Below are 12,837 nucleotides of genomic sequence, written 5' to 3'. Positions count from 1 at the left end.
GAAGGAGGACCATGGCCGCCAAGGCGAACCCCGTCCCGTCCGTATGGGCCCGCGAGCAGGCCGCCCCCGACCAGCCCGCGCTGAGCCGGGCCGCGATCGTCCGCGAGGCCGTCGTCATGCTGGACGCCGACGGCATCGAGGCGCTCAGCATGCGCAAGCTCGGCGCCCGTCTGAACGCCGGGGCCACCTCGCTCTACCGCCATGTCGCCACCAAGGACGAGCTGATGGAGCTCGCCGTGGACGAGGTCGCCGGCGAGATCACCGTCCCGCCCGCGGGCAGCCCCTGGCGGGCCGCCGCCACCGAGGCCGCCGCGTCCTTCCGCGCGACGGCCCTGCGCCACCCCTGGCTCTCGTCGACCCTCGGACAGGCGGGGCTCGCCTATCTGGGCCCCAACCTGATGTCGTACTCGGAGCGGCTCGCCGCCCTGTTCACGGCCGCCGGGTTCCCCGAGCCGAGCCGGGCGATCGACACCCTCCTGTCGTACGTCATCGGCATGAGCACCACCGAGGCCGCCTGGCTCACCACGGTCGCCCGCTCCGGGGAGACCGAGGCCGCGTTCATCGCCCGTCTCATGCCCGCCGCCCAGCAGGCGGCAGCCGACCACGACCACCTCGCCGAGTCGTACGCCGAGGCCGCCGCCCACGCGGCGGTCGACCCGGCCGCCACACGGGACGCCAAGTTCGCCTACGGCCTCGACGTGGTCCTGGACGGTCTGGAGATGCGGCTCCCGCGCTGATCGGAGGCGCGAACGGACGCACGGCCGGGAAGCACGTCCGGACGCCCGGCCGGACGCCCGGCCCGGTGCCGACGGCCACCGCTGGTGCAGCGCGTCGATGTGGTACGCGTGCGCGTGCCGACCGCCGGCCCCGGACCCCGCTCCGGCTCCGGCCCCGACCCCGGCCAGATGCGGGTGGCCGGCCGGGAGTTCGGGGTGGACGTGCTCCAGCTCGGCCGGGTCCTCGCGGGGCCAGAGGCACGCCGCGCCCACGGCCCCGAGGAGGGCGAGCGCGGCGAGCACGGCCGCCGAGACGGCGGGCCCGGCCCAGGCGGCGAGCGCGCCGGCGAGCGGGTAGGCGAGCAGCCAGCAGGCGTGCGAGAGGGAGAACCGGGCCGCGAAGGCGGCCGGCAGGTCGTCGCCGGCGGCCGAGCGGCGCACCACCCGGCCGCCGGGGGTGAGGACGGCCGAGCCGGCGGAGCCGACGAGCAGCCAGACCGCGAGCAGCGCGGGCCAGGACCAGGCGCCGGGCGCGGCGGTGAGCCCGAGGGCGAGGAGCACGAGGGCTCCGGGCAGGACGAAGGCCGCCCGCACCATGACGGCACGGTCGTCCGCCCGGCGCAGGACGCGGGGCAGCAGCAGCGCCACGGCCATGGACCCGGCCCCGTAGGCGCCGAGCGCGAGGGGGACGTCACCGGCGGGGCGGCCGAGGGTGTCACGGACCAGGAGCACGGTGTCGACGAGCACCACGGCCCCGGCCGCCGCGACGGCGAGGTCGAGGGCGAGGAGGGCGCGCAGCCGTGGGGTGGCGAGCAGCAGCCGGACGCCGAAGGCGACCTTGGCGTGGAGCCGGCGCGGACCGCCCGCTCCGGGTTCCGGAGGCGCGGGCAGGGTGGTCGTCCTGACGAGGAGGGCCGAGGCCAGGAAGCCGAGGGCCGTGCCGGTGAAGAGCCAGGCGTACGGGACGACCGTGAGCAGTGCGGCGGCCAGGACGGGGCTGACCAGGCTCTCCAGGTCGTAGGCGAGCCGGGAGAGGGAGAGGGCGTCCGTGTAGGCGCGTTCCTCGGGGAGCACCTGCGGGATCGTGGCCTGGAACGCCGGGGTGAAGGCGGCCGATGCGGCCTGGAGCAGGAGGATCAGGACGTAGACCTGCCACACCTGCGTGACGAACGGCAGGGCGAGCACGACCGTCGCCCGCGCCAGGTCCATCGAGACGAGCAGCGTGCGCCGGGGCACGCGGCCTGCGAGGGCGCCCGCGAGCGGGGCGATCGTCACGTACGCGGCCATCTTGAGGGCGAGGGCGGTGCCGAGCACGGCGGCGGCGTCCGCCCCGGCCAGGTCGTACGCGAGGAGGCTGAGCGCCACGGTCGCGAGGCCGGTACCCGCGAGGGCGACGACCTGCGCGCCGAACAGGCGCCGGTAGGTGCGGTTGCGCAGGACGGACAGCATGGGGGCGCCCCCGGTGGGCCACGGCGGACGGCTGGTTGTCTCCGACACCTCCACCGTAGCCGACGTGTGCACGCGTGCGCACATGTTGACGTCAGTCGTGCCAGGGCTCCCCGGTCACCTGGTGGTCCGCCCGGCTGATCGCCTCGACGACCAGGCGCTTCAGATGTCCGTCCGGCATCGCGTACACGACCCGGCGGCCGTCCTTGCGGCTCGTGACGAGACCGCCGAGGCGCAGCTTGGCGAGGTGCTGGCTGACCGCGGGGCGCGCGGCCCCGCACGCCTCGGTCAGGGCGGTGACGTCGGCCTCGCCCCGGGTGAGCAGCCAGACCAGATGGAGCCGGGTGGGATCGGAGAGCAGACCGAACACCTCGGCCGCCGCCGCGAGTTCACGCGGTCCCGGGGTCCGCTCGTGCGGGCGGGAGGGAGCGGCTGCGGGGTCTACGGGCTCGGACATGGGCCCACCGTACCCAGGAAGCGGATGTGGGGGCGCCCGTCGGGTCCCGGCCGGGTCACGGCGCTGCGGACCCCGTACACCTCGGCGATGAGCTCCTCGGTGAGGACCTCCTCCGGTGGGCCGCTCGCCACCACCCGGCCCCGGGCGAGGACCACGAGCCGGTCGCAGTGCATCGCCGCGAGGTTGAGGTCGTGCAGGGCGACGACGGCGGTGAGGCGGAGGCCGGAGACGAGGGCGAGGAGGTCGAGCTGGTGCTGGATGTCGAGGTGGTTGGTGGGTTCGTCGAGGAGGAGTTCGCGCGGTTCCTGGGCGAGGGCCCGGGCGATCTGGACGCGCTGGCGTTCGCCGCCGGAGAGGGTGCGCCAGGGCTGCCGGGCGCGGTCGGTGAGCCCGGTCCGTTCGAGGGCGGTGCGGACGGCGGTCTCGTCCGCCGCCGAGGGCGGGGTCCAGGCCCTGCGGTGCGGGACGCGGCCGAGGCGTACGACGTCGGCGACGGTCAGGTCGGTCTGGGTGTCGGCCTGCTGCTCGACCGTGGCGAGGCGCCGGGCGACGGCGCGGCGGCCGAGCCCGCCCAGCGGTTCGCCGTCGAGGGTGACGACTCCGGAGTCGGGGGCGAGGACGCCGGCGAGCAGGCGCAGCAGCGTGGACTTGCCCGAACCGTTGGGCCCGAGCAGCCCGGTGACGGTGCCCGGGGCGAGGGAGACGCTGACCCCGTCGAGGACGACGGTGTCTCCGGCGGTGCGCGAGACCCGGTCGGCGTGGAGCCCGGCGCCCGGGGAACCGGCGGTCGCGGTCATCGTGCGCTCCTGGTGCGGTACAGGACGAGGACGAAGGCCGGGACGCCGATCAGCGAGGTCACCACGCCCACCGGCACCTCCTGCGGGTCGAGGACCGTGCGCGCGAGCGTGTCGGCCCAGACGAGGAACACCGCTCCGGCCAGGGCGGTGACCGGCAGGAGGCGGGCGTGCCCGGGACCCGCGAGCGCGCGGGCGGCGTGCGGCAGGACGAGGCCGACGAAGCCGATCGCGCCGGCGGCGGAGACCAGGGCGGCCGTCAGGAGCGCGGTGACGCACAGCAGGACGAGCCGGGTCCGGGCGACGGCGACGCCGAGGGAGGCGGCGGCCTCCTCGCCGAAGGCGAAGGCGTCCAGGGTCCGCGCGTACCCGCCGCAGACGAGCAGGGCCGCCGCGAGGACGGCGAGGCACAGCCACACGTCGCCCCAGCCCGCCCCGGCGAGCGAGCCGAGCAGCCAGAAGAGGACGCCCCGGGTGGTCTCGGCGTCGGCGGCGGTCATCACGACGAAGGAGGTGAGGGCGGAGAAGAGCTGCATCGCGGCGACGCCCGCGAGGACCACGCGGTCCGTGGAGCCGCCGAGGGTGTGGCTGAGCAGCAGGACGAGCGCGAAGGAGACCACCGCCCCCAGAAACGCCCCGCCGGTGACGGAGAGGACGCCGCCGCCGATGCCCAGGACGACGACCGCGACCGCGCCGGTGGACGCGCCGGAGGAGACGCCGAGGACGAAGGGGTCGGCGAGCGGGTTGCGCAGGAGGGACTGCATCACCGCCCCGCAGACGGCGAGTCCGGCGCCGCAGACGGCGGCGAGGAGGGTACGGGGCAGCCGCAGGTCCCAGACGATCCCGTCGCGGATCGGCGAGAGGCCGGAGGCGTCGCCGCCGAGGTGGGCGGCGATCACGGAACCGGCCTCGCCGACGCCGATGTCCGCGGGGCCGATGGTGACGGCCACGGCCACGGAGAGGCCGAGCAGCGCGATCCCGGCCGCCGCCCGCAGGAGCACCTTGGCGGACGTGATCTCCCGCCGGGCGGCCGTCACTTGGCGAGACCGTACGAGCGGAGCGCGGCCGCCACCTTCTCGACGCCCTCGACGGTGCGGAGGGTGGGGTTCATCGCCTGCCCGCTGAGCAGGACGTACCGCTTGTGCTTCACGGCCGTCATGTTCCGGGTGACGGGGTCGGACTCCAGGAACTCGACCTTCTTCGCCGCGCTCTCGGCGGACTGCGCCCGGCGCGTCAGGTCGCCGATGACGAGGACGTCGGGGTCGCGGTCCGCGACGGTCTCCCAGTTGACCTGGGGCCACTCCTCGCGGGTGTCGTCGAAGACGTTCTTCGCGCCGAGCGCGTGCGTGACGATCCCCGGCGCCCCGCAACAGCCCGCCATGTAGGGCGCCTTGGCGTCGGAGTACCAGTAGAGGACGGTGGCGTCGGTGAAGTCGGCCGCCGCCGTGGCCTTCGCGACCCGGCCCTTGAGCCCGGCGACGAGCTTCTCGCCGCGCTCGGGGACCCCGAACACCCGGGCCAGGTCGCGGATCTCGCCGTAGACCGTGTCCATGGCCAGGGGGCGGGTGCGGACGCCGTCGCCGTCGCCGCTGTCGTCCTTGCCGACGCAGTCGGTGGGCGAGAGGTACGTGGGGACCCCGAGCTGCTCGAAGCGTTCGCGGGGCGCGACCCCGCCCTTGCCGAGGGTGTACGCGAACGAGGCGGCCGCGAAGTCGGGTTCGGTGTCGAGGACCTTCTCGAAGGAGGGGTAGCGGTCGGCGAGGCGCGGGACCTTGGCGTTCTCCTTCTCCAGGCCCTTGAGCACCGGGTCCGTCCAGGTCGCGGTGCCCACCATGCGGTCGGCGAGGCCGAGGGAGAGCATGATCTCCGCCGCTCCCTGGTCGAGGGCGACGGCGCGGCGCGGGGCGTGGTCGACGCGGACCTGCCGTCCGCAGTTGTCGTCGAGGGTCACGGGGTAGCCGCGCTCCGGTGCGCCCTTCGACGAGGATGCGGAGGGCCCGCAGCCGGTCGCCGTCGCGAGGAGCAGCAGGACGCCGGCCAGGGCGGGCACGGCGGAGCGGACGGGGTGTGCGAGCGGCACGGGGGACTTCCTCTGCGTCCACGGCTCATACGCGGAGCCTGTCGTACGGTGCTCCCCGGACGGCAGCGTGCCGCCGGGGCCGCCAGCAGGTCTTCGGACTCGGGGTCAGCCGGACGGAGCGCCTTCCCGGGCTCGCGTGCCGCCCAGTGGCCGATGCTCCGCCCGTCGCCCTCACCGCTGCGCGTCAGTTCCGGTCTCGCACCGGATTCCCTGACCCGTGGACGTACCCGTTCAGGTGCGTACAAAGGTGCGACTGGCCTCGGCACAGTACCACCGGCAGGCCGCCGCACCCGGGGGCGCCCGCCGCTGTCAGACGCGCAGTTCCTTCGCTTCGAAGCGGCCGTCGCCGAGGACCAGGACGAAGGAGACCTGCTGCCCCTCGGAGACCGTCCGCTCCTCGCTCTCGATGTCCTCGGCGCTGAAGTACACCTGCTCCTCGGAGCCCACGGGGACGACGAAGCCGTACCCGCCGAGACGGTTGAAGGACTGCACGAACCCTTTGCTTCTGCCTTCCACGGCGGCCTCCTCGTCGGCACGGGGGGGGCGCGGTCGAGGGTGTCCGGCCCCGGGCGGGCCGTGTCCGCGCCTCAGGGGAGATGTACCCCGGGCGCCCGCCCTTCGCCACCGCCGCCGGCCGTGGTGAACCACGCCGAACGATCTCGTACAATATTCAACAGAGGCCCGCTGCCGGAGATCCCCCGTGTCCGTCAGCGGGCCTCGCCGCGTCCGCGAAGCCGGTCCGCCGGAGCCGGTCCACCGAAGCCGGTCCGCCGGAGCCGTCCGTCAGAGCCGGTCCGGCCGGACCCGGACCGTGCCCCGCGCCTCGTACTCGAGCATGGCCTCCAGGCCGTTCGCCGCGTCGGGGCCGAGTTCCCGGCGCACGAGCCAGAGCGCGAGCTCCAGACCCGAGGTGACGCCCCCGGCGGTCACCAGGTCGCCGTCGTCCACCACCCTGGCCCCCTTCAGGACGCCGCCCTGCCGCTCCAGGTCCGGCCGGGCCTTGTGGTGGGTGGTGCAGGGGCGGCCCCGGGTCAGTCCGGCGGCGGCGAGCAGCATGACGCCGGTGCACAGCGCGGCGACGGTGAGCCCCGGCCGGACCGCCGCCGCGAGGGCGCGGGGCAGGGTGCCCCGGTCGATCTCGGCCCGGACGCCCGGGCTGTCCCGGCGCGCGTAGCCGCCGCCCGGCACGACGAGCAGGTCGGCCTCGCGCGGGGCCCAGGGGTGGTCGACGCGGACCTCCGTCCCGTAGGCGGCGGTGACGGTGCCGGGCCCGTCGACGGAGACGTACCGGACGTCCACCGGACGCCGGGAGAAGAAGCCGGCGGCGGAGAGCACCTCGTAGGGGGCGGCGAAGTCGATCTCCTCGACGCCGTCGAAGAGCACGAGGTGGACGCGGAGCGGGCGGCGCGCGGCCGGCGCCTCGACGGGAGCGGCGTGGGCGGCGGTACTGGTTCCCAGCGCGCCCGCGGCACCGAGGGCGGTGGTGGTGCGGAGCAGGTTGCGGCGGTTCATGGTTCTCCCCAGGGGATGGCAGGGCCCGACGTTCTGTGTCGCGTCGAGGAAGTCGGCTGCCACCGCCCACGGGTTCCCGGCGGTCGGTCAGGTGCCGCCCGGGTAGGCGATCCGTGCCGTGATCCTGGCGATGCGCCGGGCCGACTCCTCCGGCGCGGCCACCGGCTGGACGATGTGGCTGACGGTGAGCCGCACGATCGTCTCGACGGCCAGGCCCCGGGACTCCTCGTCGACGTCGGGCCAGGCCTCGATCGCGTACGCGTCGAGCATCGCCATCGCCGTGCCGAAGACCGGCTCCGGGCGTGTGGTGAGGTAGGCGAGGAGGTCGTCCTCGCCGCCGCGCGCGGCGAGCAGGACGCTCTTGATGAGGGGGTTGTCCACGGCCTGCTGGAGCGTGTAGCCGACGCCCGCCGCCGCTGCCGCCTCCAGCTCGCCCCGGTGGGCGTCGAGTTCGCGCTGGATGCCGAGGAGGAAGCCCTCCAGCTCGCGCTGGACCAGGGCGTTGCCGATGGCCTCCTTCGAGCCGAACTCGTTGTAGAGCGTCTGGCGGCTGATGCCGGCGGCCCGTGCGACGGCGGCCATGCGGAGCACGCCCCAGCCGTCGGCGGCGACGAGCCGGTAGGCGGCGTCGAGCACCTGCTCGCGGAGGAGGGACCGAACACTCTCGCGGAAACGTGTCATCGTGCCCCCACTTTATCCACCGACCCCCCTCCGTCCTCGCACACCGGTCTCCGTCCAGAGCATTGACACCTCACAAGGGATCCGTCTATCAAATGGACAGAACGCATGTGAAGTGTCCACCTCTCCGAGGAGCCGGTCTTGGCCCTGCACAGCGACTCCCCCGAAGCCCCCGCCGCCTGGCGCGACCCCAAGCGCTGGCTCTGGCTGCTCGGCCTGCTCATCCCGGCCTTCCCCTTCCTTTCCTGGGGACTGGTGAACGCCACCGGGCTCCGTCTGTTCTGGTGGACCGGGGTCCTCGTCCTGTACGTGCTCTTCCCGGTCGTCGACCACCTCATCGGCAAGGACTCCGCCAACCCGCCGGACAGCGCGATCGCCCGCCTGGAGCAGGACCGCTACTACCGGTGGTGCACCTACCTCTACCTCCCGCTCCAGTACGCGGGCCTCGTCCTCGGCTGCTGGCTGATCACCCGGGGCGACCTCGCCCTCGTCGACCGGATCGGGCTCACGTTCACCCTCGGCGGGGTCGCCGGCATCGCCATCAACACCGCCCATGAACTCGGGCACAAGACGGAGGCCCTGGAGCGCCGGCTCTCCCGGATCGCGCTCGCCCAGACCTGGTACGGCCACTTCTACGTCGAGCACAACCACGGCCACCACATCCGCGTCGCCACCCCCGAGGACCCGGCGAGCGCCCGGCTCGGCGAGAGCTTCTGGCGCTTCCTGCCCCGGACGGTCCTCGGCAGCCTCACCTCGGCCTGGCGCCTGGAGAAGCGGCGGCTCGGCCGCAGGGGCCGGTCCGTGTGGAGCCCGCGGAACACGGTCCTCGGCTCCTGGGCGCTGTCGTTCGCCCTCTTCGCGGGGCTCGCGCTCGCCTTCGGGCCCGGGGTCCTGCCGTACCTCGCGGTCCAGGCGGTCTTCGGCTTCTGCCTGCTCGAAGTCATCAACTACACCGAGCACTACGGCCTCAAGCGGGAGGTCACCGCGAGCGGCCGGTACGAGCGCTGCGCCCCGCGCCACAGCTGGAACAGCGACAACATCGCCTCGAACGTCTTCCTCTACCACCTCCAGCGGCACAGCGACCATCACGCCAACCCCACCCGGCGCTACCAGTCGCTGCGCCACTTCGACGAGGCCCCCGAGATGCCGACGGGGTACGCGGGGATGATCGTCCTCGCGTACGTGCCGCCGCTCTGGCGCCGCGTCATGGACCCCCGGGTCCTCGCCCACTACGACGGGGACGTGACCCGCGCGAACCTCCAGCCGTCCCGCCGGGCCCGCCTGCTCGCGCGGTACGGCGCCACGGCCGGCTGAGCGTGTCCGTTGCGCCAGGGGCGGTTCAGGTTTCGCCATGGGCGGTTCAGCCCGCTCGGGCTATCTCCATGACGTACTGGCCGTACGGGGACTTCGCGAGGCGCGCGCCGAGCCGCAGGCAGGCCTCGCGGTCGATGAAGCCCATGCGCCAGGCGACCTCCTCCAGGCAGGCGAGCCGTACGCCCTGGCGGTGCTCCAGGATCTGCACGTACTGGCCGGCCTCGGTGAGCGCGTCGTGCGTGCCGGCGTCGAGCCAGACGAATCCCCGTCCGAGGGACACCAGTTCGGCCTTGCCCCGCGCGAGGTACTCGCGGTTGACGTCGGTGATCTCCAGTTCGCCGCGCGCGGAGGGCGTGAGGTTCTTGGCGATGTCGACGACGCTGTTGTCGTAGAGGTAGAGGCCGGTGATCGCGAGGTCGGAGCGGGGGTGCTCGGGCTTCTCCTCCAGGGAGAGGAGCCGTCCGTCGGCGTCGACCTCGCCGACGCCGTAGCGCTCGGGGTCGCGCACCGGGTAGCCGAAGAGGACGCAGCCGTCGACGCTCCGGGCCTTCTCCTGGAGGATCGCGGAGAAGCCGGGGCCGTGGAAGATGTTGTCGCCGAGGACGAGCGCGACGGAGTCGTCGCCGATGTGGTCGGCGGAGATGCGGAACGCCTCGGCGAGGCCGCGCGGTTCCTCCTGGACCGCGTAGCTGAGCGAGATGCCGAGCGGCGCGCCGTCGCCGAGCAGACGGCGGAAGTTGTCGATGTCGTCGGGCGAGGAAATGATCTGGATGTCGCGGATGCCGGCGAGCATCAGCACCGAGAGCGGGTAGTAGATCATCGGCTTGTCGTAGACCGGCAGCATCTGCTTGGACGTGCCGAGGGTGATCGGGTGCAGCCGGGTGCCGTGGCCTCCGGCCAGGACGATGCCTTTCACGGTTCTCTCCTCTGTCGGGGCCCCTGGTCACGGGGCCCGGTGGGGGGTCGGTCAGGAAGGAGCCGCCCGGCGGCGGACGGCGTCGAGCAGGCGGGCCTGGCGGAGCGGGGTCTCCCGGTCGTGGGCGACGCCCGCCCCGGCGCGTACGGAGGCGGCGAAGGCGGCGACCGTGTTGCGGACCTGGTCGTCGGCGTCCAGGAGGCGTTCCTCGGTGCCGGTACGGGTCTCCAGGCGGACGACCGGACGGTGGTCGGCGGGCGGGGTGTAGGCCCGCTCGACGATGAGCCGGCCCTCGCTCCCCCACAGTTCGTACGCCGAGCGGTAGCCGTGGTCCATGCCGAAGGCGAGATGCGCGGTCACTCCGGAAGGGGTGGCGAGCAGCGCCCCGCCGGCGGTCTCGACGCGGCTGCCGGCGCCCCGGACGAGGTGCGCGCCGAGCACGTCGAGCTCGTCGCCGAGCAGGTGCAGGGCGGCCCGCAGCGGGTAGACGCCGACGTCGCCGAGGGCGCCGCCGCCGAGCTCGGGGTCGTGCCGGATGTCGGTGGCCGGCAGCCGCGGGATGCCGAACGAGGCGTGCAGGGCGCGGAGTTCGCCGATGGCGCCGTCGGCGACGAGCTTGCGGACGTCGGTGTGGAGCCGGTGATGGACGAACATCACGTTCTCCATCAGGGCGAGCCCGGAGCGGGCCGCCAGGTCGAGCAGGGCGGCGGTCCGCTCCGGGTCGGTGGTGAGCGGCTTCTCGGCGAGGACGTGCTTGCCCGCGCGCAGGGCGGCCTCGGTCCACTCGGCGTGCAGGGCGGCGGGCAGCGGTACGTACACGGCGTCGACGTCCTCGCGCCGCAGCAGGGCCTCGTAGCCGTGGACGGCCGCGGCTCCGTGGGGGGCGGCGGCCGCGGCGGCCTTCTCCGGGTCGCGGCTGGCGACCGCGGTGACCTCGGTCTCCGGGAGCGCGGCCATGGCGGGCATCATCCGGCGGACGGCGATGTCGGCGCAGCCGAGGACCCCGATCCGCAGGGGGGCTGCGGTGGTCATCGGGCGTGCACCGCCTGGGCGTTGAGGCAGGCGAGCAGGGTGCGGGCCTGCACGTTGAGGTAGTGGCCGTGCCGGGTCAGGGAGGTGAGCTGGGCGGCGGTCGCCCAGGCGTAGCCGGGCGGCGGGTCGGCCGGAGCCTGCTCCTCGTCTGCCTCGACGAGGAGGTAGCGGCTCTCGGCGTTGAGGAAGCGGCCGCCCTCCTCGGAGTGGACGGCCTCGTAGCGGATGCGGGAGGGGTCGGCGCCGAGGACCTGGTCGAGGAAGAGGGGACGCTCGCCGGCGGGCAGGTGGGCGTAGTTCCCGGGGGTGTACTGGACGGTGGGCGCGAGTTCGACGGTGTCGAGGAAGCCGCCCTCGACGCGGGCGTGCACGAGGTAGTGCGGGACCCCGTCGAAGGCGCGGGTGAGGAAGGCGGTGACGCCGAGGCCGACGGGTTCGATCAGTGGCTGCGTCCAGCGGGCCACCTCGCGGTTCCCGGCCTGGACGGAGACGGCGACGACCTTGAAGTGGCGGCCCTCCTCGTGCTCGATGGTCTCCTCGCCCCGCTTCCATCCGGGCAGCTCGCGCAGCGGGACCCGGCGGGCCCGGACGTCGTGGCGGGAGCGCTCGCCGGTGAACCAGGAGAGCAGGCGTACGTCGGAGAGCAGGGCGCCGGGGGCGGTGTCCTGGTGGGGCACGCAGGACAGCACGGTCCGCGCGTCCATGTTCACGACGTTGTCCTGGTGGAGGAGTTCGCCGATCTGCCCGAGGGTGAGCCAGCAGAAGTCGTCCAGGAGGGGGACCTCGCCGGTGGTCTCGACGATCATGTTGCGGTTGGACTTCCGGAAGAACCAGGCGCCGTGCTCGGACTGGAGGGCGTCGGCGACGACGGTGCCGTGCCCGGGGTCGGTGAAGTACTCGATGTACTTCACGTCGCCGCCGCGGTGGGCCTTGGTGTAGTTGCTGCGGGTGGCCTGGACGGTCGGCGACAGCTGGAGCAGGTTGCGGTTGCCGGGCTCCATCTTGGCCTGCATGAGGAAGTGCAGGACGCCGTCGAACTCCTTGGCGAGGATGCCGAGGATGCCGACCTCGGGCTGCTTGATGACGGGCTGGTGCCAGGACTGGTACGGGCCGTCGCCGTACGGTCCGGCCTCCTCGACGACGTGCAGGCCCTCGACGGTGAAGAAGCGGCCGCTGCGGTGGACGAGGTTGCCGCTGTGCTCCTCGAAGGACCAGCCGTCGAGGGCGCCGAAGGGGACCCGGTCGACGCGGAAGGTGTGGGCGCGGCGGCGTCCGTCGAGCCAGGTGTGGAAGTCCTCGGTGGACAGGTGGGCGCCGCGGGTGGTGGCGGCCGAGAGCGCGATCCGCTCGGCGAGCCCGGCGGGCCGGCGCGGGGTCAGGGTGGGGGCGCTCATCGGGAGTGGCCCTTCGCGCCGGGGGCCTCGCCCGCGTTCCAGACGAGGTCGAAGACGAAGGAGCGGATGCGCCAGCCCGCCGGGGTGCGGACGACGTGGGCGTCGTAGTGGCCGCCGATGGCGAAGTGGGCCGAGGGCTCGGCGGGCTCGCGGACGTGGAAGGCGGTGAGGTGGGCGCGGACCCGGGCCTCGTCGCCGTCGAGGTCGATGGCGTAGGCGCCGGTGAGGTGGTGGGTGCGGGCGAAGGTCGTGCGGGCCATCTGCTGGAAGGCGGCGAGGCCCTCCATGCCCTTGTACTCGCCCATCGGGAAGACGAGGTGGACGTCGTCGGTGAAGACCTGGCCGAACCAGTCGTCGTTGCCCCGGTCCCTGTCGAGGTGCATGGCGTACCGCTCGCACACGGCGGCTATCTCGGCACGGTCGGAGAGGGTACGGACGGTGGCGCGGAGTTCGGCGAGTTCGCCGGGCGCGGTCGTGGTCATGGCGGGTTCCTTTCCC

Annotated in this window: 13 protein-coding genes, 1 pseudogene and 1 riboswitch; of the genes and pseudogenes, 2 read left to right on the top strand and 12 right to left on the bottom strand. The window is 73.9% G+C overall.

Annotation, left to right across the window (positions count from 1 at the left end; genetic code table 11):
* The first annotated feature begins 11 nt into the window (after positions 1-11).
* Positions 12-737, top strand: a complete 726-nt coding sequence (locus tag AB5J54_RS31635) for a TetR/AcrR family transcriptional regulator C-terminal domain-containing protein (RefSeq protein WP_369149515.1) — start codon at positions 12-14, stop codon at positions 735-737.
* Between the two features lie 78 nt (positions 738-815).
* Here AB5J54_RS31635 and AB5J54_RS31630 read toward each other — a convergent pair.
* The 8 genes and pseudogenes from AB5J54_RS31630 to AB5J54_RS31595 all read right to left on the bottom strand — a co-directional run.
* Positions 816-2,165, bottom strand: a pseudogene (locus AB5J54_RS31630) (MFS transporter); the annotation flags it as partial.
* 91 nt (positions 2,166-2,256) lie between these two features.
* Positions 2,257-2,619 (bottom strand): ArsR/SmtB family transcription factor, encoded by a 363-nt coding sequence (locus AB5J54_RS31625; protein WP_369147325.1) that lies wholly within the window; start codon positions 2,617-2,619, stop codon positions 2,257-2,259.
* On the bottom strand, positions 2,604-3,416 hold the full coding sequence (locus AB5J54_RS31620; protein ID WP_369147324.1) for an ABC transporter ATP-binding protein: 813 nt from the start codon (positions 3,414-3,416) through the stop codon (positions 2,604-2,606). The genes AB5J54_RS31625 and AB5J54_RS31620 overlap by 16 nt, the downstream gene beginning before the upstream one ends.
* Positions 3,413-4,429, bottom strand: a complete 1,017-nt coding sequence (locus tag AB5J54_RS31615; RefSeq protein ID WP_369149513.1) for a FecCD family ABC transporter permease — start codon at positions 4,427-4,429, stop codon at positions 3,413-3,415. The genes AB5J54_RS31620 and AB5J54_RS31615 overlap by 4 nt, the downstream gene beginning before the upstream one ends.
* 17 nt (positions 4,430-4,446) lie before the next feature.
* Positions 4,447-5,493, bottom strand: coding sequence for an ABC transporter substrate-binding protein (locus AB5J54_RS31610; RefSeq protein ID WP_369147323.1), 1,047 nt, complete (start codon positions 5,491-5,493; stop codon positions 4,447-4,449).
* An 87-nt stretch (positions 5,494-5,580) separates the two neighbouring features.
* A riboswitch (cobalamin riboswitch) is annotated at positions 5,581-5,705 on the bottom strand.
* Between the two features lie 97 nt (positions 5,706-5,802).
* Positions 5,803-6,009: a cold-shock protein gene (locus AB5J54_RS31605; RefSeq protein ID WP_369147322.1), complete on the bottom strand. Its 207-nt coding sequence runs from the start codon at positions 6,007-6,009 to the stop codon at positions 5,803-5,805.
* 267 nt (positions 6,010-6,276) lie between these two features.
* Positions 6,277-7,005, bottom strand: coding sequence for a DJ-1/PfpI family protein (locus AB5J54_RS31600; RefSeq protein WP_369147321.1), 729 nt, complete (start codon positions 7,003-7,005; stop codon positions 6,277-6,279).
* Positions 7,006-7,092: 87 nt separating this feature from the next.
* Positions 7,093-7,686 (bottom strand): TetR family transcriptional regulator, encoded by a 594-nt coding sequence (locus AB5J54_RS31595; RefSeq protein WP_369147320.1) that lies wholly within the window; start codon positions 7,684-7,686, stop codon positions 7,093-7,095.
* 138 nt (positions 7,687-7,824) lie between these two features.
* On the opposite strand from AB5J54_RS31595, the gene AB5J54_RS31590 reads away from it, so the two are divergent.
* On the top strand, positions 7,825-8,997 hold the full coding sequence (locus AB5J54_RS31590; RefSeq protein ID WP_369147319.1) for an alkane 1-monooxygenase: 1,173 nt from the start codon (positions 7,825-7,827) through the stop codon (positions 8,995-8,997).
* Positions 8,998-9,043: 46 nt separating this feature from the next.
* Here AB5J54_RS31590 and rfbA read toward each other — a convergent pair whose 3' ends face one another.
* From rfbA to AB5J54_RS31570, 4 genes are read right to left on the bottom strand one after another with little or no spacing between them, the layout of a single operon-like run.
* Positions 9,044-9,913, bottom strand: coding sequence for a glucose-1-phosphate thymidylyltransferase RfbA (gene rfbA / locus AB5J54_RS31585; protein WP_369147318.1), 870 nt, complete (start codon positions 9,911-9,913; stop codon positions 9,044-9,046).
* A gap of 51 nt (positions 9,914-9,964) precedes the next feature.
* Positions 9,965-10,945 (bottom strand): Gfo/Idh/MocA family protein, encoded by a 981-nt coding sequence (locus AB5J54_RS31580; RefSeq protein WP_369147317.1) that lies wholly within the window; start codon positions 10,943-10,945, stop codon positions 9,965-9,967.
* A complete protein-coding gene (locus AB5J54_RS31575) occupies positions 10,942-12,339 on the bottom strand; it encodes an NDP-hexose 2,3-dehydratase family protein (RefSeq protein WP_369147316.1) in 1,398 nt (465 codons plus the stop codon). Before AB5J54_RS31575 ends, AB5J54_RS31580 begins: the two co-directional genes overlap by 4 nt.
* On the bottom strand, positions 12,336-12,821 hold the full coding sequence (locus AB5J54_RS31570; RefSeq protein ID WP_369147315.1) for a nuclear transport factor 2 family protein: 486 nt from the start codon (positions 12,819-12,821) through the stop codon (positions 12,336-12,338). The genes AB5J54_RS31575 and AB5J54_RS31570 overlap by 4 nt, the downstream gene beginning before the upstream one ends.
* Positions 12,822-12,837: the final 16 nt, after the last annotated feature.

This window comes from Streptomyces sp. R44, from assembly GCF_041053105.1.
Lineage (GTDB): Bacteria > Actinomycetota > Actinomycetes > Streptomycetales > Streptomycetaceae > Streptomyces.
The sequence above is the reverse complement of the archived record's forward strand: the minus strand, read 5'-3'. Positions and strand labels throughout refer to the sequence as shown.

Excerpts from the sequence above, each read along its gene's own strand:
- AB5J54_RS31625 (WP_369147325.1), bottom strand. The coding sequence starts at position 2,619 with ATGTCCGAGCCCGTAGACCCCGCAGCCGCTCCCTCCCGCCCGCACGAG.
- AB5J54_RS31620 (WP_369147324.1), bottom strand. The coding sequence starts at position 3,416 with ATGACCGCGACCGCCGGTTCCCCGGGCGCCGGGCTCCACGCCGACCGG.
- AB5J54_RS31575 (WP_369147316.1), bottom strand. The coding sequence starts at position 12,339 with ATGAGCGCCCCCACCCTGACCCCGCGCCGGCCCGCCGGGCTCGCCGAG.
- AB5J54_RS31600 (WP_369147321.1), bottom strand. The coding sequence starts at position 7,005 with ATGAACCGCCGCAACCTGCTCCGCACCACCACCGCCCTCGGTGCCGCG.
- AB5J54_RS31580 (WP_369147317.1), bottom strand. The coding sequence starts at position 10,945 with ATGACCACCGCAGCCCCCCTGCGGATCGGGGTCCTCGGCTGCGCCGAC.
- AB5J54_RS31635 (WP_369149515.1), top strand. The coding sequence starts at position 12 with ATGGCCGCCAAGGCGAACCCCGTCCCGTCCGTATGGGCCCGCGAGCAG.
- AB5J54_RS31570 (WP_369147315.1), bottom strand. The coding sequence starts at position 12,821 with ATGACCACGACCGCGCCCGGCGAACTCGCCGAACTCCGCGCCACCGTC.
- AB5J54_RS31595 (WP_369147320.1), bottom strand. The coding sequence starts at position 7,686 with ATGACACGTTTCCGCGAGAGTGTTCGGTCCCTCCTCCGCGAGCAGGTG.